The following is a 16761-nucleotide window of genomic DNA, read 5'->3' as shown; positions in this document are numbered from 1 at the left end:
CCTACCTGCGCACCTTCCAGGGCTACCTCATCATCGCCATGGTGCTGGCGGTGGACGGCCTGCTCTTCAACGCCTTCGCGCTGGGCGGGGTGAGCAAGCGCTCCTCGGAGGTGCTCTCCCTCTTCTTCCAGTTCTCCAGCGGCACCACGATGGTGGCGTCGGTCTTCATCTCCATGCGGCTGTTGGCCGAGGAGCGGCAGGCGGGCACCCTGCTGTTGCTGTACTCCTCGCCGGTGAGGGACCATGAGATCGTCCTGGGCAAGTTCCTCTCGGCGCTGGCCTTCCTGGCGCTGATGACGCTGGCCACGGTGTTCATGCCGCTGCTGGTGATGGTGCACGGCAATCTGTCCCTGGGGCACATCGCCGCCGGCTATCTGGGGCTGCTGCTGCTGGGCAGCGCGTCCCTGGCGATTGGCACGTTCGGCTCGGCGTTGGCGCGCAACCAGGTGCTGGCCGCCGTCCTCTCCGGGTGCATGCTGGTGGCGCTGCTGACGTGCTGGCTGCTGGCGCGCATCACCCAGCAACCGCTCTCGGACATCTTCAGCGCGCTGGCGCTGTGGAATCAGCACTTCCAGCCCTTCCAGGCGGGCGTGGTGCACGTGCGCGACGTCGTCTACTACCTGCTCGTCACCTACGTGGCCCTCTTCGCCGCGACGCGGGTGCTCGAGGCGCGGAGGTGGCGATGAGCCTCCGGCCCAACCCCTGGGTGTCCGTCCTGTACGCGGTGGGCCTCTTGGCCGTCTTCCTCGGCGAGCGCGCGGCGGGCGCGGGCACGCAGCGGCTCGTGCTGAGCGGGCTCGGCCTGGGGCTGGTGGGACTCGCGGTGGCGTGGCGCGGCGTGAGGGTGGGGCGGGCCTCGGGGGATTGGCGGGTGCTGGAGCGCTGGCTGCTCGGCCTCTTCCTGTTGGGAGGGCTCGGCCTGGCGCTCTACTTCCTCCAGGCTCGCGCGAGGGGCTCCACGGCGGTGGTGCTGGGAGCGCTCTTCCCCGCGCTGCTGACCACCACGCTGCTGCCGCTCGGGCTGGTGGAGCTGGCGGCGGCGGCCATGGCACGGGCGCCGGTGCTGCAACTGGGAAGGGTGCGAGCCGCGTTGAACTCGGGGCTGGGGCTGGCCTTCGCGCTCATCTTCGCCTTCTCGGCCATGTACGTGGCCACGCGGGCGGATGTCTCGTGGGACCTGGCGTACTTCCGCACCGCGCGGCCGGGCGCCGCCACGCGCCTGCTGGCACGCCGCCTCCCCGAGCCGGTGCGGGTGACGCTCTTCTTCCCTCCGGCCAACGATGTGCGGCAGGCGCTGGAGCAGTACTTCCGGGAGCTGGCGCGGGAGTCCGGGTACCTCGAGGTGGAGGTGTTGGATCAGGCGGTGGCGCGGGCCCGGGCGAAGGAGCTGGGCGTGGGGGAGAACGGCTCGGTGGTGTTCAGCCGGGGCCCTCGGCACGAGCGGCTGAAGGTGCCGCTGGAGTTGGAGCGAGCCCGGGCACAGCTTCAGCGTTTGGACGAGGACGTGTACCGGCGGCTGCGCGTGGTGTCCCGTCCCCGGCGGGTGCTGTACCTCACGGCGGGGCAGGGCGAGCGGGGCCTGCAACCGCAGGCGGCCACGGCCCTGGAGAAGGCGCGGCCCGGCCTGTCGCAGTTGGAGGAGTGGCTGCGCGTGCTGAACGTGGAGGTGCGCACGCTGGGCATGGCCGAGGGGCTGGCGACGGAGGTGCCTCGCGACGCGGCGGTGGTGGCGGTGGTGGGGCCCGAGCGGGACTTCTCCCCGGAGGCCTTCGCCACGCTGCGCCGGTACGTGGAGCGCGGTGGACGGCTGTGGCTCGCGCTGGAGCCGGACGGGCCCGGCCTGGAGCCGTTGCTGGAGCCCCTGGGGTTGAAGCTGCAGCGCGTGCCGCTCGCCAACGAGCTGCGCCACCTGCGCATGAGCCACCAGCGGAGCGATCTGGGCAACCTGGTGACGGCGAGCTTCTCCTCGCACGCCTCCGTGGCGACGCTGGCCTCGTTGGGCAGTGACGCGGCGATCGTCTTCGCCGGTGCGGCGGCCCTGGAGTCCGTGCAGCCCCTGCCCAAGGGAGTGGTGCACGATGTCTCGGTGCGGGCGCCCGCGGAGACCTTCCAGGACACTGACCATGACTTCACCCCGGACGAGGGAGAGCCACGGCGGCCCTGGCCCCTGGTGGTGGCGGTGCAGAAGGCCGGTGTCTCGAGGGCCTCGCCCGCGCGCGTGGTGGCCATGGGCGACTCGGACGTGATGACCGATGCGGGCCCCCGCGCCTATGGCAACCCCTACCTGTTGATGGACACGGTGCTCTGGCTCCTCGGCGAGGAGGAGCTGGCGGGCGTGCTCTCCAACGAGGAGGACGTGCCGCTGCAGCACACCCGCCAGCAGGACGTGGTGTGGTTCTACTCGGCCGTCTTCCTGGCACCCGCGCTGGTGGTGGGGGCGGGCTTTCTCGTGACGCGGCGCCGGAGACGGAGGGGCGCGCGATGAGGACGCGGGGCGTGGTGCTCCAGGGCATGCTGGCGGTGGCGGGGCTGGCCGCGGCCTTCTTCGTCTGGCAGCGGGAGCCCGTGGGCGCTCCCGGTGAGGTAGTGGTGCTGGACGCGCCGAAGCGGGCGCTGGAGCGCGTGCGCTACGAGGACGCGTCCGTCCAGGTGGAGCTGTTCCGCGAGGGCACGGAGGACGGCGCGCTGTGGCTGCGGTTGGGGACGAAGCCGGTGACGGCCCCTCCGAGGGAGCTGCGCGCCAACGAGACGGCGGAGCAGCTCTTCACCCGCTTCGCGCCGCTGCGGGCCACGCGGAGCCTGGGCGTGCTGGACGCGGAGCGCCTGGCCGAGGTGGGGTTGAAGGACAGCCCCCGGAAGCTGGCGGTGAAGCTGGCCAGCGGGGAGCACTCCTTCACCCTGGCGGCCCCCGCGATTGGCTGGGGCAGCCCGTACCTGCGGCGCGAGACCGACGGGCACGTCTTCCTCCTCCCGCCCTCGTTGCTGCCCGATCTGGAGAACGCCGCCCACCGGCTGGTGGACCGGACGCTGCACTCCTTCGGGGCCAGCGCGTACGACACCCTCACCGTCACCGCGGGGGGCACCTCACGCACCTTCCTCGTCCGCGCACGGGCGCAGCGGTCCGCGGAGCTCCTGCCCCGAGGCGCACCGGACGCGCCGGACGAGACGGCTCGCAAGTGGCACGAGCGCGTGTGGCTGCTCGCGCCAGCGCAGGTGGACTTCCTCGGACGGGGAGAGGTGCCTCCCGGGGGCGAGCCTCGGGAGGCCTTCCGCGTGGAGTACCTGCTGGGGGAGAAGCGCATCGGCCAGCTCACGGTGGCGCGCGGCGCGGGCGGCGAGTTCTACGCACGCACCGAGTACACTCCCGGCTGGGCGAAGCTGCCTCCCTGGGCGGACTCCATCGTCCTGGAGGCGGAGAAGGTGGCCACGGGGCGCTGAGTGGCCCCGCGGCCGGTGCGTGCTACTCGGGCTTCTTCAGCGCGGCCATGGCGCGGCCCACGTAATCCATGAGCCCCGGGTCCATCCCGAAGCGGGCGCCCATGCCGGGCTCCTGCTGGTGCATGGTGTTGAGCGACTTCTCGATGCCGGGGTTGCCGCCGGTGAAGGCCTGGATGAGCTCCTGCCAGCGCCGGGCGAGCTTCCGCACGGGCTCGCTGGCCGGATCGGTGCCCTTCTCCATTTCGGCCTTCACCTGGGCGATCAGCCGGGGCCACTCCTCCTGGACCTGGCGGATGGCGTCCTCGCCCAGGGCCTGGCGGCGCGCCTCGAGCTCCTGGAGCTGCTCCGGGGTGTAGTACTTCTCGAACATGGTCATCACCTCGATGGTTTGAACGAGTTGAGCGACGGACGGTGTCTCCGCCGAGCGGAGCTGCGTGGCGAGCGCCTCCAGGCGCTTGCACAGCTCCTGTTGGACGGCGAGCTGCTCGCGAGCCCGTGCGAGATGCAGCTCGAGCACCCGGACAGGCGAGTAGCCGGGCTCGTCGATGCAGCGTTTGATCTCCTCCAGCGCGAAGCCGAGCTGGCGGAGGGACAGGATGCGCTGCAACCGGGCGACATCCTCCTGGGTGTAGAGCCGGTAGCCGGATGCCGTGCGCAATGACGGCGAGAGCAGGCCCAGCTCGTCGTAGTGGTGCAGGGTACGGATGGACAGCCCGGTCCGCCGGGCGAGCTCGCCTACCTTCAGGGGTTCGGGCTGCATGGTGCACGCTCCTTTCGACCACACCGGTGTGTGGCTGAGAGGATGGGTACACCCTCACGTCGCGTGAGGCTCAAGGGGGAAAATCAGAGCCTGTCCGCCCACCAGCCGGGCGGGCACCATGAGCCCGTGGGCCCTACGCGGCCGGAGCCACGGTGGCCAGCACGCGCTGCACCTCGCGCACCAGCGCGTCCGGCAGACACGGCTTGGTGACGTAGGCATCGCAGCCGGCGTCCTGGGCCTCGCGCGAGTGCCCATCCAGCGCATGGCCGGTGAGGGCCACCACGGGGATGGAGCGCGTGCGGGCGTCGCTCTTGAGGCGGCGCGTGGCCTCCCAGCCATCCATCACCGGCAGGGACAGGTCCATGAGGATGACGGCCGGGTGCAGCGCGAAGGCCTTCTCCACGGCCTCCAGCCCGTTGCGCGCCTCGGCCACGCGGTAGCCCGAGTACTCGAGGTACTCCGCGTACATCTCGCGGGCATCCTGGTAGTCATCGACGATCAGGACGAGGGGCGCCGTGTCGTTGCGAGGGCTGTTCATGTCCGCCTCGTGCGTCGTGGAAGGTGCAGCGTGAACGTCGAGCCCTGGGCCGCGGCGCTCTTGAGCGAGATGCGCCCATCGAGCATGGCCGCCAGACGGCGGCAGATGGAGAGCCCCAGGCCCGTGCCGCCATAGGCCCGCGTGGGCGAACTATCCACCTGCTGGAAGTCCTCCCAGATCTTCTCCTGGTGGATGGGATCGATCCCGATGCCCGTGTCCTCCACGGAGATCTGCAGCGTGGCCGTGGCCACCTCGTACGCGGCCAGCACCTTGACCGAGCCCTCGTGGGTGAACTTCAGGGCGTTGGACAGGAGGTTGACGACGATCTGCTTCACCTTCTGACGATCGCTGTACACCGCGGGCAGGCTGGCATCCAACGCCGCGCTCACCGCCAGCTTCGAGCGCGCGATGATGGGATCCAGCTCGGCCATGACCTCCTGGATGAGCTCGGGCAGCCGGAACTCGGACAGGTGCAGCGGCATCCGGCCCGCCTCGATGCGGGTGATGTCGAGGATCTCGTTGATGATCTCCAACAGGTGGCGGCCGTTGGAGTCGATGCGCGTGAGGCTGCGGCGCTGGGGCGGGGCGAGCTCGCCGTTGACGCCCTGCAGCAGCATGTTGGTGTAGCCGAGGATGGCGTTGAGCGGCGTGCGCAGCTCATGGGACATGTTGGCCAGGAACTGCGACTTGGCGGCACTGGCCTGCTCGAGCTGGATGGCCTGACGGCGCAGCAGCTCGTTCTGCGTGGCGAGCTCCTCGGTGGCGGCGTTCACCCGGGCAGCGAGCTCGGAGGAGGCCTCCTCGAGCCGCGCGAGCTGGCGGCCCTTGTACAGGCGCGTGAGGTGCACACCCAGATGGCCGGCGACCCACGGCGCGTCGGGGGAGAGCACCGGCTCGGGGGCGGCCACCAGCAACAGCCCGGGCGCGGGCGTGCCCGCGATGGCACGGCCGAGCGACAGGGTGAAGAGGCCCTGGCTCGACAGCGGCAGCTCCGCCGGCAACTGGCCGGGATGGAACCAGCGCGGCTCGCTCCACTGGAGTGCTTCCACCAGCGGGTGCTTCGAGTCGTGCAGGGCGAGCGTGAAGCCCTCGGGCGCGGGCAGGCCGTGCCAGACGAGCGGCACCAGGCAGTGCGAGTCCGATTCATCGGGCGCCAGGCACAGCACCTGATTCACGTGAGCGTGGTGCACGAGCCACGCCACCGCGGCCTCGGCGCAGATCCTGGCATCCTCGCACCCGAGCAGCAGTTCGGCGAAGGCGAGTCGCGCCTCGGGTCCGGGCGCGGACGGCGACGGCAGGGCGGCGGTAGAAGGCAAGACGCGGCGCTCCGGTGTCCTCGGGATACAGGTCGAAGAAGTTACTACTCAGTAGAGCAGAGGATCCCCACGGATGTGAGTTGGCTGCCCCCAATGGCCAACATCGTCGGGACCCGGTGTTGGTTCTTGCACATCCCGAGGCTTCAGTGGAGGACAGGCAGGCAAGCGTGGATGCCCGGCTGCCCGCCCTACCGCCCCCCGGGCTCGTTCCTAGCCTTTGGATCATGGTGGAAGAGCGCACGCACAAGTCGTTGTGGACGGTGTCGGCCCCGGCACGGCGCTACCCGGCGCTGCAGGGGGACCTCGAGGTGGACGTGGTGGTGATTGGCGGAGGAATCGCCGGCCTCACCACGGCGTACCTGCTCAAGCAGGAGGGCAAGAAGGTGGCGGTGGTGGAGATGCACCGGCTGCTGACGGGGCAGACGGGGCAGACGACGGCGCACCTCACCGAGCTGCTGGACACGCCCTATGCCACGCTGGCCTCGGACTTCGGGGAGAAGGGGGCACGGCTGGCGGCCGAGTCCACCCGTGCCGCCATCGAGCAGATCGCCGGGCTGGTGGATCGGCTGCGGATTTCCTGTGGCTTCCAGCGGCTGCCCGGGTACCGCTACGCGGAGACGGAGCGGGAGGCGCGCGAGCTGGAGCGAGAGGCCTCCGCGGCGCGGCAGGCGGGGCTGATGTGCGCGCTGACGGAGGAGGTGCCGCTGCCGTACCCGGTGAAGCTGGCGCTGCGCGTGGAGGATCAGGCGCAGTTCCACCCGCGCGAGTACCTGCTGGCGCTCGCCGAGGGGATTCAGGGGGACGGCAGCTACGTCTTCGAGGAGACGCAGGTGACGGAGCTGTACGAGGGGGTGCCGTGCCGGGTGCACACCCCGCGAGGCATCATTACCTGCCGGGACGTGGTGGAGGCGACGACGACGCCGCTCAACCGCGTCTTCCTGCACACCAAGCTGTACGCGTACCGGACGTACGCGGTGGCGGCGCGGCTGGAGGGCCCGCTGGAGGCGGGGCTCTACTACGACAGCCGGGATCCGTATCACTACATCCGCACCCAGCGGGTGGAGGGCGTGGACTACGTCATCGTCGGAGGCGAGGACCACAAGGTGGGCTCGGAGGAGGACACGGATCGCCGCTACGAGGCGCTGGAGGAGTACACGCGGCGGCGCTTCCCGGTGACGCAGATCGATTACCGCTGGTCCGGACAGGTCATCGAGCCGGCGGACGGGCTGGCGTACATCGGACGCAACAGCAACTCGCGGCACGTGTGGGTGGCCACAGGGTTCTCTGGCACGGGCATGACGTTCGGGACGCTGTCGGGGATGATTCTGACGGACCTGATTCTGGGGAAGCAGAACCCCTACGCGGCGCTCTACGACGCGACGCGGGTGAAGCCGAAGGCGGGGGCGAAGGACTTCATCCAGGAGAACGCGGAGGTGGCCTTCCGCTTCGTGGCGGACCGGCTGGCGAAGCCAGAAGCGCAGGACCTGTCCGAGGTGCCGCCGGGAGAGGGCCGCATCATGGAGGTGGACGGGAAGAAGGTGGCCGTGTTCCGCGAGGAGAGCGGGGCGGTGCACGCGGTGAGCCCGGTGTGCACGCACGTGGGGTGCTACGTGCACTGGAACAAGGGCGAGCGCTCGTGGGATTGCCCCTGCCATGGGTCGCGTTTCAGCCCGACGGGCGAGGTGCTCAACGGCCCCGCCGTGAAGCCGCTGCCGTCGAAGAAGATCCGCTGAGCCTGGGCCGCGGCCCGTAACATGGGCCGCATGAGCTTCTTTCTCTCCACGAGGGGCCTCGCGCTCCTCGGCCTGTTGCTGACCGCTTGTGCTTCCTCGGCACCGGCCGTGCGCGAGGACGTCGAGGTGCCCGAGGTCGTGTCCTCATCCTGGGAGGACGCTCGCGCGGACCCGACGTGCGTGGTGCCGCTGTGCGACGAGGCGCGCTGTGCCATCTGGCGCTGCCAGGATGTGCCGGAGGGGGATGCCCACCCCGTGCTCCTGGCCCAGGTGGTGGTGCCTCGGACGGAGACGGCGCTTCCCATGCCCCTGGGTCCGGGTCCCAGCGCGAGCCGCTGGTGGGGACACCCCCTGGCCGAGCCCCACTACGCAGCCCCCGTCTTCGAAATCCCCTGGCACAACTGGAAGATCCGGGAGTTGAAGTCGCGCAGGCTCTACCTCAGCAAGTGCCTCATTCCCCGGGAGCCCTTCGAGAAGCACCACATCTTTCCGCAGCAGCCACGGCTGGCCAGGTGGTTCAAGGGTCAGGGTATCGACATCCATGCCTTCACCATCCGCCTGCCCAGGAGCTTTCACCAGTGGCTGCACAGTGGTGGGCCCGAAGGTGGGCATGGAATGAAGCGTGGCGGCAGTTCATGGATAAGAACCAGACCACCGCCAAAGCGGAGGACATGTGGCGGTTCGCGGGCGAGCTCATGAGCCGGTTTGGTGTGAACGGGCCACTCGTGCCCTACTACTGCGATTGAGCATATGGCGAACACACGCATGCAGTACTTCGTCATCAAGGAAGACAAATCCGCCGGTTACACGGGATTCGTTGAAGCCACGAACAAGTGGGGGCTACCGGGGGTCCACTGCCCAGCCTGCGATGCCACTTGGGCGGGCGGTTTCTCATACCCTTGCGTGGATCTGACCCCGGTGGCCGCCCTGGCTGATTTCGAGGAGCCCCGGCCCGAGCCCATCGAGGAGTATGAACGGTTGTGTGAGCTGGTGCGTCCCCTGCTGCCTCCAGGTGCCATTTTGCGACCCGGGTCGGATTTCGGCCCATCCATTGGCAAGGCGCAGGGTCGCTTCGGGCAGTTCGTCATGAACTATTCCTGGATACTGATGGTGCAGCGCGAGGCGCTGGAGAAGCTCCAGGCCGAGGGCCTGCGAGGACTCAAGGGCTGCCGTGCAGAGCTGCGCTTCCGTCAGCGAAACTCGCCCGAGTTGTTCGAACTGGAGATCCTCCCCATGGGCCGCCTGCACCGGGCTTGTCTGCCTCCGGATTACCAGCCGCCTTGCCCGCGCTGTGGCCGGAATTCCGTTCCGCTGCCCGATGACCTCGTGCTGGACGTTACGACTCTTCCGACGGACACGGATCTCTTCCGGCTGGGGGACTTCTCCCAGGTGATCGTCTGTACGAAGCGCTTCGCCGATGCCTGCAAGCGCCTGGGACTCGACGGCGTGACCTTCCAGCCCCTGCCGGCGAAGTGAGGCGCATTGAGCCTGTTGCTGCGCGGGGCGCGCGCGGGTGGCACGATGGGCCCATGCCCGCCGCGACAGCTTGTGCCCTTCCCACCACCGACGCCTTGCCATCCGCCGACACCCTCCTGCCCGAGGGCTTCACGCCCGCGGCGCGCAGGAAGCTGGTGAAGGCGGATCCGACGCTTGGCGCGCTGATGAAGCAGGTGGGGCCCTTCCGCATGAAGGTGAACTCGATCCAGAGCCCCTTCCTGGCGCTGGCAGAGTCCATCGTCTACCAGCAGCTCACGGGCAAGGCGGCGGCCACCATCTTCGGGCGCGTCTGCGAGCGCGTGGGCAAGGGGCGGCGCTTCACGCCGGAATCAGTGCTCGCCCATCCGGTGGAGGGCCTGCGCGAGGCGGGCCTGTCAGGTGCCAAGACGGCGGCACTGCGGGACCTGGCGGCGAAGGCCCTGGAGGGCGAAGTCCCCACGCTGGCCCGGGCGAAACGTATGAGCGACGCCGAGCTGGTGGAGCACCTCACGAAGGTGCGCGGAATCGGGCAGTGGACGGTGGAGATGCTGCTCATGTTCCGGCTGGGCCGGCCGGACGTGCTGCCGGTGGACGACTACGGCGTCCGCAAGGGCTTCATGCGCACCTATGGCCTCGAGGAACTGCCGCGCCCGAAGGAGCTGTTGGCGTACGGGGAGCGCTGGCGTCCGTGGCGCTCGGTGGCGAGCTGGTACCTGTGGCGCGCGCTGGAGCTGGACAAGCCCGCGAGCCCCGGAGGAGGGAGGGCCTGAGCATTCCCAGGTTGGATCCGTGGATGTCCCCTCGCCCTCCGGGAGAGGGCTAGGGTGAGGGTATCGAGCATCCCGGGTTGCCCCCGTGGATGTCCCGCGCCCGCGTCAACAACTCACGCACCTGCGCATCCGCTACATCCGTGTAACTCCCATATCCGCCCAGCACGGAGACGAAGGACTCGGGCCGCGAGCAGCAGACGACTTCCTCGAACTCGCTGGCGAGCAGGCGCAGCGCCTCCTCGGAGGCCACGGGGACGGCGGCCACCAGGGAGCGCGCACCGGCCCTGCGAAGCACCCCGGCGGCGCGCCGGAGCGCCACTCCCGCGGCCGTGCCGTCATCCACGACGACCACCCTCCTGCCCTCGAGCGAAGGAGCGGGCCCACCCGGCCGCAGGGCGCGCACGCGCTGGCGCAGTTGCCGCCGGGCGTGGGAGAGGGCCTGCCCGAGCGCTTCCTCGGAGAGGTTCAGCGCGTTGAGCGTGGCCTCGTGGAGCTGCAAGGCCTCGGGATATCCCAGCCACCCGAGCGTCACCTCACGCCGGGGCGGCCCCATCGCGTGGAGGACGGGCTGGACGATGGCCAGATCCAGCGGCGCCTCGAGCACACGGGCGACCTCGAAGGCCACGGGAACGCCACCGTGGGGCAGCGCGAGCACCGTGACGTCCTCGCGCCCGGCGAGGTGCAGGAGGGAGCGGGCCAGCGTCTCACCCGCCTCGGCCCGGTGACGGAAGGGGGCATCCATTTGCGCACAACGTGCGGTGTGCTCCCAGGTGCCGCAACGCAGAGAACCCACCCGCGAGTCCATGTCACGACGCTCGCCAGCCACCCCTCCGGGAAGGAGTGCGCTCGCGCGTTGCCTCGCCGGGTGCACGTCTGTACAGTGCCCGGCCCCATGAAGCGAGAGAAGGAAGAAGGTGCTTTCACCGGCTCCCGGCGCAAGCCCTGGTCGGGTCCCCGCGGTCTCGATGCCGTCCTCCACGGATGGCGCGAGGACAGACAACTCTCGCCCAACTTCGTCCTCGACGAGGTGAAGCCGGCCCGCGAGGGCTCCTACGCGCCCATCCCCGCGGAGGTGGCGCCCCAGGTGCGCGAGGCCCTCCAGCGTCGCGGCATCGAGCAACTCTTCTCCCACCAGGCCGAGGCCTACCAGCTCGCGCGCTCCGGCCGCAGCCTGGTGATCGCCACGCCCACGGCCTCGGGCAAGAGCCTCTGCTACAACCTGCCGCTGCTGGACCGTTTCGCGCGGGAGCCGGGGGCGCGCGCCCTCTACCTCTTCCCCACCAAGGCGCTCTCCCGGGACCAGGAGGAGTCGCTGCGCGTATTCATGCGCGAGGCGGGCCTGGAGCACGGCGCCATCACCTTCGACGGGGACACGCCGGGAGACGCACGGCGCGCGGCCCGTGAGCGCAGCGGCGTGGTGCTCACCAACCCGGACATGCTGCACACCGGCATCCTCCCGCACCATGCCAACTGGGCGCGGCTCTTCTCCAACCTGCGCTACGTCGTCATCGACGAGCTGCACACGTACCGGGGCGTCTTCGGCTCGCACCTGGCCAACGTGCTGCGCCGGCTCCAGCGCGTGGCGGCCTTCCACGGCTCGTCGCCGGTGTTCGTCCTGGCCTCGGCCACCATCGGCAACCCGAAGGCGCACGCCGAGCGGATGCTGGGCCGCGAGGTGGCGCTCGTCTCCGAGAGCGGCGCGCCCGCCGGTGAGCGCCGGGTCATGGTCTACAACCCGCCGGTGGTGAACGCCGAGCTGGGCATCCGCGCCAGCTACCTCAAGAGCGCGGTGCGGCTGGTGTCGGATCTGGTGCGGGCCGAGGTGTCCACGCTGCTCTTCGGCCAGTCGCGCAACAACATCGAGGTGATGCTCAAGTACCTCCGCGACCAGTTCATCGCGGACAAGATGGACCCTAACCTCATCCAGGGCTACCGCGGCGGCTACCTGCCGGGGACGCGCCGGGCCACCGAGGCCGCCATGCGCGCCGGAGAGGTGCGCTGTGTGGTGGCCACCAACGCGCTGGAATTGGGCATCGACATCGGCTCGCTGGACGCGGTGGTGTGCGCGGGCTACCCGGGCTCGGTGGCGGCGCTGATGCAGCGCTTCGGCCGCGCGGGACGCCGGGGCGCGGGCAGCCTCGCGCTCCTCGTCACCTCCAGCGCGCCGTTGGACCAGTACCTCGCGGGCGAGCCCCGCTCCCTCACCGGCGCTCCGGTGGAGCACGCGCGCATCGACCCGGACAACGTGGAGATCCTCGTCCAGCACCTCAAGTGCGCCGCCTTCGAGCTGCCCTTCGAGGAGGGGGACACCTTCGGGGACGTGCCGGCCGAGTCCACGGCGGACGCGCTCGGCTACCTCGCGCAGCACGAGGTGGTGCACCCCACGCCGGGTGCCGAGGGCAAGAAGATGTTCCACTGGTCCGCGGACGCGTATCCGGCCAACCACGTGTCGCTGCGCAGCGTGGGCTGGGACAACGTGGTCATCATCGAGCTGGGCACGGACCGGACGCTGGCGGAGATGGACTTCCGCTCGGCGCACACGATGCTGCACGAGCAGGCCATCTACCAGCACGAGGCCGAGCAGTACCAGGTCGAGCGCTTCGACTACGAGAACCACAAGGCCTACGTGCGCAAGGTGGCGCCGGACTACTTCACCGATGCGATGACGTACGTGCGCGTCAACGTCATCCAGGAGGACCAGGGCGCCGCGATGAGCCCTTCGCTCCAGGCGGGCATGGGCGAGGTGAGCGTCATCGAGAAGGTGGTGGGCTACAAGAAGATCAAGTACCACACGCACGAGAACGTGGGTTACGGCGACGTGAACCTGCCCGAGATGCAGATGCACACCACGTCGCTCTGGCTGACGGTGCCGGAGACGGTGGTGCGCTCGCTGGGGGCGCCGAGGCCCGCCGTCATCGACGCGCTCCGGGGCATCGCCAGCGCGCTGCGGACGGTGGCCTGCGTGGGGTTGATGATCGACCCGAGGGACCTGGGCAAGACGCTCGGGAGCAAGGACGACGCGGACGGGCCGCCGCGCAAGGACGGCGGCGTGGGCTTCGATCCGACCATCTTCCTCTACGACAACATCCCCGGCGGCGTGGGGCTGGCCGCGCGCCTGTTCGACCAGCGCGACGAGCTGTTGCGCCGTGCCCGGCGGTTGCTCGAGTCGTGCGGCTGCGAGGACGGGTGCCCCGCGTGCATTGGTCCGGCCGCGGGGGCCATGCCCGGGAGCGCACCGGTGGATGCGCACCCGCGCAAGCGGCTCGGTCTGGAAATCCTCTCGGCCCTCGGGGTCGTGGCCCTGCAGTAGGCGAGGTGCGCCATGGACTTGAAACGCAAGCTGGCGAGGCTTGGCGGTATCGGTCCTGGCGGCAAGCCGGGGGCGAAGCCGTCTCCCGCTCCGGAAGCCCCGGAGGCCTCCGCCGCGCCTCCGGTGGAGCTGCCTCCTCCTCCCGTGGAGACACCCCCGGAGGCGGAGCCGCGGAAGGAGTTGGATCCGCGAATCGTCGCGCTGCGCAGGATGCTCGGCGACTGGTCCGAGCGTCAGGGCGCGGCGGTGGCGCGCCGGGGTCCCTCCACGGCCCCGCGTCCGGGTCCACTGCCCGCGGAGCCCCGGACGACACCGCACGGCGTCATCCACGTCGCCGAGCGCCTGCTCCCACCGGAGCACCATCACGGCAACGCCCCGCTCGCGGAGGCGCTGGACGTGGAGTCTCCGCTGGTGGCGAGCCTCGCGCTGCAGCCGGGGCTGGCGGGCGTGGACTTCCAGCGGATGCTCTTCCTGGACACGGAGACGACGGGGCTCGCGGGAGGCACGGGAACCGTGCCCTTCCTGGTGGGCCTGGCGTGGTTCGAGGGCCGCTCGCTCCGGGTGCATCAGCTCTTCCTGAACCGGCTGGGTGAGGAGGCGCCGCTGCTGCGGGCGCTGGCCGGGCGCATGGCGGAGTCCTCCTGCCTGGTGACATTCAACGGCAAGAGCTTCGACTGGCCACTGCTGCGCACGCGCTTCGTGCTCAACCGCGTGGCCCCGCCCACCGAGCTTCCGCACCTGGACCTGCTGCACTGCGCGCGCCGCGTCTTCAAGTACCGCGGCTCCGGGACGCGGCTGGTGCACCTGGAGGAGCAGGTGCTCGACTACCACCGCGTGGGGGACGTGGATGGGTCGCTGATTCCGGACCTCTACTTCCGTTTCCTGCGGGGCGGGGACGGCTCGGCGCTGACGCCGGTGTTGGAGCACAACGCGAACGACCTGCTGCTGCTGGCGGCGCTGCTGGGCGTGCTGGGGCGGCGCTTCCGGGCGAGCGGCGCCGAGGGCGAGGATCCGCGAGACCTGCTGGGCTTCGCGGGCGTGGCGCTCCGGGCGCGGGACTACGAGCGGGCGCATGCCTTCGCCCGGGCCGCCGCGGCGGGAGACACGGGCGCGGTGGGCGCCGAGGCGCTCGCGATGGCCTCCCGTTTGTCGCGCCGGGTGGGGGATGACCGGACGGCAGTGGCGAACCTGCAGCGGGCGCTCGCGTCGGCGCGGGCGGACCAGGTGGCGCCCATCCATCTCTCGCTGGCCAAGCTGTACGAGCACGGCCTCAAGGATTTCCCGCGCGCCCTGCACCACGCGCGGCTCGCCACGCCCGCCGAGAAGCTCCGACGCGGTGCGGCGCCGCGTCGAACGCCTGGAGCGCAAGTTGTCCCGGGCTTCACGCGAATACGCGTTGGATTTCAGCAAGTGAGCGGGAGCGGACGGAGCAATCCTCCCCGCGGACCCAATGCATTGTCAGACATCGGGTCCATCCATCGGGCCACGGTGCGAGACGCGCGGCCGGGCACTTGAAGCACCCCTCGATACTTCCCAAGTAGGGCACGCCTGATTCTCCCACGAGGGAGAGGCGGAGGGGTCTGCATGGACGGCAAGAACGCGGTGCTCGTCTGGCTGTGTCTCGCGGGGGTGCTGGGGAGCTGTGCATCGGCTTCACGCTCTTCGCCACCACCCAACGCGGGAGGCAGCGGCCCACCGGCAGGGCTGTCCGAGCGGGAGCGCGAGGGCTTCTACCACCTGGCCCAGGGCAACGAGCACCTCTGGCTCGCCGTGCTCCGCGCGCTGCCGAGCCGGAGCACCCTGGAGGGGAGGGTGGCCGGGTTCCAATCCTTCCTGGACGAGCCCGAGCGCTTCGGCCTGCTGTCGGACCCGGACAGTCCCGAGGTATTGCCGGTGGGCGTGGCGCTCGTGCCCGCCACCGAGCGCCATCCCGTGGCGCGCGTGGGTATCAACTGCGCCGCCTGCCACGTCGGCGAGTTCCACTACGGCGACGCCAGGGTGCGGGTGGATGGCGCACCGAGTCTCCTCAACATGGATGACTTCAACCGGGAGGCGGTCGAGGTGCTGGCCCGGACACTCGTGGACCGGACGCAGCTCCTGGCCTTCCTCGAACGGCTGGCCGTGTACCTGCCCGAGCAGACGCGGGGAGGCCCTCCGCCGCGCCTGGAGGAGTTGGATGATGAGCGGCTACAGGAGGCCTATCCCGACACGGACCTCACGCCGGATGGGAACTCGAGCGCACGGGAGAAGCTCGTGGCCGAGGTGGAGTGGTATTGCGGCTCGCAGGAGACGAGCCCCTGCCGGCCCCCGGTGCTCGGGTCCGAGCCGGCGCGCCTGCGGGAGTTCGATGAGCAGCTCGTGCAGTACGTCCACGAGCTGAGCCGCAGGCAGGTGCGCACGGTGCCCGATGCCATCCGAGTGCTGCGCGGACACCTGCTGTACTTCATGCGGCTGGGCAAACTGCGGTTCGCCACCCACGCGGGCCCTGGCCGGGTGGATGCCTTTGGTGTGGCGCGCGGGGTGCTCTTCGGGCCGCAGGCGGCGGGCGTGCTGGATGCGCCGGTGAGCTACCCCTGCCTCTGGGAGTTCCAGACGAGCCCGTGGCTGCACTGGGATGGGAACACCAACTCCATCATGGAGCGCAACATCGGCCAGGCGCTCGGTATGGGAGCGATCGTGGACAGGCGGACCTTCGAGTCCTCCGTGCTTCCGCGCAACCTGGCGGAGATGGAGAGGCTCTCGCGCAAGATTGTCTCTCCCCGGTGGCCCGAGGAGGCCTTCGGGGCGCTGGATGCGGCGCGTATCGAGCGGGGGCGCGGGCTCTTCGCCCAGAACTGCCAGGGCTGCCATGACAAGCCGGGCGTGATTCCCCTGGAGGTCGTGGGAACGGATGGGAACCGGGCGCGGAGCTTCGCGTCGATGGTGGGGGACATGGAGTTCCCGGCGGCGTTGCAGGACCTGCTCTCCCGGGTGAAGCAGCGGGCGTATGCGCGCGAGGCGATGAGCCCGGAGGAGATCCGTCCGCTGGAGCCGGGCATCGTCTACTGGCGCGCGCCCATGGGGTACGTGTCCCGGCCGCTGGCGGGCATCTGGGCGAGCCCGCCGTATCTGCACAACGGCTCCGTGCCCACGCTGTGGGATCTCCTGCAGCCGGTGGCGCGGCGCCCGGCACGCTTTCCCATGGGCCAGCACGAGTACGACCCGGAGAAGGTCGGCTACGTCACCGAGGTCTCCGGCACGCCCCGCTTCACCTTCGACGTGTCGATGCCCGGCAACGGCAACGGCGGGCACGAGTACGGAACCGGCCTGTCCGACGAGGAGAAGCGCGACCTGATCGAATACCTGAAGTCGCTCTGAGTGTTACCCGCTCCGACGCCGCGTGAGGCCATGCCCTCCTGGTTGGACCCGGGCTAGGGTGTG

General features: G+C 70.2%; 14 protein-coding genes. 10 read left to right on the top strand and 4 right to left on the bottom strand.

What is annotated here, in order from left to right; genetic code table 11:
• The first annotated feature begins 38 nt into the window (after positions 1 to 38).
• Genes ACN28I_RS18055 through ACN28I_RS18045 form a run of 3 tightly spaced genes read left to right on the top strand, consistent with a single transcriptional unit; the run spans position 39 to position 3438 of the window.
• A complete protein-coding gene (locus tag ACN28I_RS18055; protein WP_420943234.1) occupies positions 39 to 686 on the top strand; it encodes an ABC transporter permease in 648 nt (215 codons plus the stop codon).
• Entirely contained in the window at positions 683 to 2485 is a 1803-nt protein-coding gene (locus ACN28I_RS18050) for an ABC transporter (RefSeq protein ID WP_420943233.1), read from the top strand. Before ACN28I_RS18055 ends, ACN28I_RS18050 begins: the two co-directional genes overlap by 4 nt.
• On the top strand, positions 2482 to 3438 hold the full coding sequence (locus ACN28I_RS18045) for a hypothetical protein (protein WP_420943232.1): 957 nt from the start codon (positions 2482 to 2484) through the stop codon (positions 3436 to 3438). The genes ACN28I_RS18050 and ACN28I_RS18045 overlap by 4 nt, the downstream gene beginning before the upstream one ends.
• Positions 3439 to 3460: 22 nt before the next feature.
• On the opposite strand, the gene ACN28I_RS18040 is transcribed toward ACN28I_RS18045, so the two are convergent.
• From ACN28I_RS18040 to ACN28I_RS18030, 3 genes are all read right to left on the bottom strand, one after another.
• Positions 3461 to 4198, bottom strand: coding sequence for a MerR family transcriptional regulator (locus tag ACN28I_RS18040; RefSeq protein ID WP_420943231.1), 738 nt, complete (start codon positions 4196 to 4198; stop codon positions 3461 to 3463).
• Between the two features lie 133 nt (positions 4199 to 4331).
• Complete coding sequence (locus ACN28I_RS18035) at positions 4332 to 4736, bottom strand: response regulator (RefSeq protein ID WP_420943230.1); 405 nt, start codon at positions 4734 to 4736, stop codon at positions 4332 to 4334.
• A complete protein-coding gene (locus tag ACN28I_RS18030) occupies positions 4733 to 6052 on the bottom strand; it encodes a sensor histidine kinase (protein WP_420943229.1) in 1320 nt (439 codons plus the stop codon). Before ACN28I_RS18030 ends, ACN28I_RS18035 begins: the two co-directional genes overlap by 4 nt.
• A 224-nt stretch (positions 6053 to 6276) precedes the next feature.
• Here ACN28I_RS18030 and ACN28I_RS18025 point away from each other — a divergent pair, with 224 nt between their 5' ends.
• The 4 genes from ACN28I_RS18025 (at position 6277) to ACN28I_RS18010 (ending at position 10031) form a co-directional block, all read left to right on the top strand.
• Positions 6277 to 7785 (top strand): FAD-dependent oxidoreductase, encoded by a 1509-nt coding sequence (locus tag ACN28I_RS18025; protein WP_420943228.1) that lies wholly within the window; start codon positions 6277 to 6279, stop codon positions 7783 to 7785.
• 30 nt (positions 7786 to 7815) lie between these two features.
• Positions 7816 to 8484 (top strand): TIGR02269 family lipoprotein, encoded by a 669-nt coding sequence (locus tag ACN28I_RS18020; protein WP_420943227.1) that lies wholly within the window; start codon positions 7816 to 7818, stop codon positions 8482 to 8484.
• 66 nt (positions 8485 to 8550) lie between these two features.
• Positions 8551 to 9261: a double-CXXCG motif protein gene (locus ACN28I_RS18015; RefSeq protein ID WP_420943226.1), complete on the top strand. Its 711-nt coding sequence runs from the start codon at positions 8551 to 8553 to the stop codon at positions 9259 to 9261.
• Between the two features lie 53 nt (positions 9262 to 9314).
• On the top strand, positions 9315 to 10031 hold the full coding sequence (locus ACN28I_RS18010; protein WP_420943225.1) for a DNA-3-methyladenine glycosylase family protein: 717 nt from the start codon (positions 9315 to 9317) through the stop codon (positions 10029 to 10031).
• A 49-nt stretch (positions 10032 to 10080) separates the two neighbouring features.
• Here the strand turns inward: ACN28I_RS18010 and ACN28I_RS18005 are convergent, their stop codons facing one another.
• Complete coding sequence (locus tag ACN28I_RS18005) at positions 10081 to 10773, bottom strand: phosphoribosyltransferase (protein WP_420943224.1); 693 nt, start codon at positions 10771 to 10773, stop codon at positions 10081 to 10083.
• A gap of 150 nt (positions 10774 to 10923) precedes the next feature.
• Here ACN28I_RS18005 and ACN28I_RS18000 point away from each other — a divergent pair, with 150 nt between their 5' ends.
• The 3 genes from ACN28I_RS18000 (at position 10924) to ACN28I_RS17990 (ending at position 16698) form a co-directional block, all read left to right on the top strand.
• Entirely contained in the window at positions 10924 to 13341 is a 2418-nt protein-coding gene (locus tag ACN28I_RS18000) for a DEAD/DEAH box helicase (RefSeq protein ID WP_420943223.1), read from the top strand.
• A 12-nt stretch (positions 13342 to 13353) separates the two neighbouring features.
• A complete protein-coding gene (locus ACN28I_RS17995) occupies positions 13354 to 14856 on the top strand; it encodes a ribonuclease H-like domain-containing protein (protein WP_420943222.1) in 1503 nt (500 codons plus the stop codon).
• Positions 14857 to 14925: 69 nt separating this feature from the next.
• Entirely contained in the window at positions 14926 to 16698 is a 1773-nt protein-coding gene (locus ACN28I_RS17990) for a di-heme-cytochrome C peroxidase (protein ID WP_420943221.1), read from the top strand.
• Positions 16699 to 16761 lie beyond the last annotated feature (63 nt).

Source organism: Archangium gephyra, from assembly GCF_049060025.1.
Lineage (GTDB): Bacteria > Myxococcota > Myxococcia > Myxococcales > Myxococcaceae > Archangium > Archangium gephyra_A.
Note: the sequence above shows the minus strand (reverse complement) of the source record. Positions and strands in the feature narration are given on the sequence as shown.

What these genes read in the sequence shown, in the direction of transcription:
- ACN28I_RS17990 (WP_420943221.1), top strand. Translation starts at nt 14,926, where the DNA reads ATGGACGGCAAGAACGCGGTGCTCGTCTGGCTGTGTCTCGCGGGGGTG.
- ACN28I_RS18055 (WP_420943234.1), top strand. Translation starts at nt 39, where the DNA reads ATGGTGCTGGCGGTGGACGGCCTGCTCTTCAACGCCTTCGCGCTGGGC.
- ACN28I_RS18025 (WP_420943228.1), top strand. Translation starts at nt 6,277, where the DNA reads ATGGTGGAAGAGCGCACGCACAAGTCGTTGTGGACGGTGTCGGCCCCG.
- ACN28I_RS18000 (WP_420943223.1), top strand. Translation starts at nt 10,924, where the DNA reads ATGAAGCGAGAGAAGGAAGAAGGTGCTTTCACCGGCTCCCGGCGCAAG.
- ACN28I_RS18020 (WP_420943227.1), top strand. Translation starts at nt 7,816, where the DNA reads ATGAGCTTCTTTCTCTCCACGAGGGGCCTCGCGCTCCTCGGCCTGTTG.
- ACN28I_RS17995 (WP_420943222.1), top strand. Translation starts at nt 13,354, where the DNA reads ATGGACTTGAAACGCAAGCTGGCGAGGCTTGGCGGTATCGGTCCTGGC.
- ACN28I_RS18005 (WP_420943224.1), bottom strand. Translation starts at nt 10,773, where the DNA reads ATGGATGCCCCCTTCCGTCACCGGGCCGAGGCGGGTGAGACGCTGGCC.
- ACN28I_RS18050 (WP_420943233.1), top strand. Translation starts at nt 683, where the DNA reads ATGAGCCTCCGGCCCAACCCCTGGGTGTCCGTCCTGTACGCGGTGGGC.
- ACN28I_RS18045 (WP_420943232.1), top strand. Translation starts at nt 2,482, where the DNA reads ATGAGGACGCGGGGCGTGGTGCTCCAGGGCATGCTGGCGGTGGCGGGG.
- ACN28I_RS18035 (WP_420943230.1), bottom strand. Translation starts at nt 4,736, where the DNA reads ATGAACAGCCCTCGCAACGACACGGCGCCCCTCGTCCTGATCGTCGAT.
- ACN28I_RS18015 (WP_420943226.1), top strand. Translation starts at nt 8,551, where the DNA reads ATGCAGTACTTCGTCATCAAGGAAGACAAATCCGCCGGTTACACGGGA.
- ACN28I_RS18040 (WP_420943231.1), bottom strand. Translation starts at nt 4,198, where the DNA reads ATGCAGCCCGAACCCCTGAAGGTAGGCGAGCTCGCCCGGCGGACCGGG.
- ACN28I_RS18010 (WP_420943225.1), top strand. Translation starts at nt 9,315, where the DNA reads ATGCCCGCCGCGACAGCTTGTGCCCTTCCCACCACCGACGCCTTGCCA.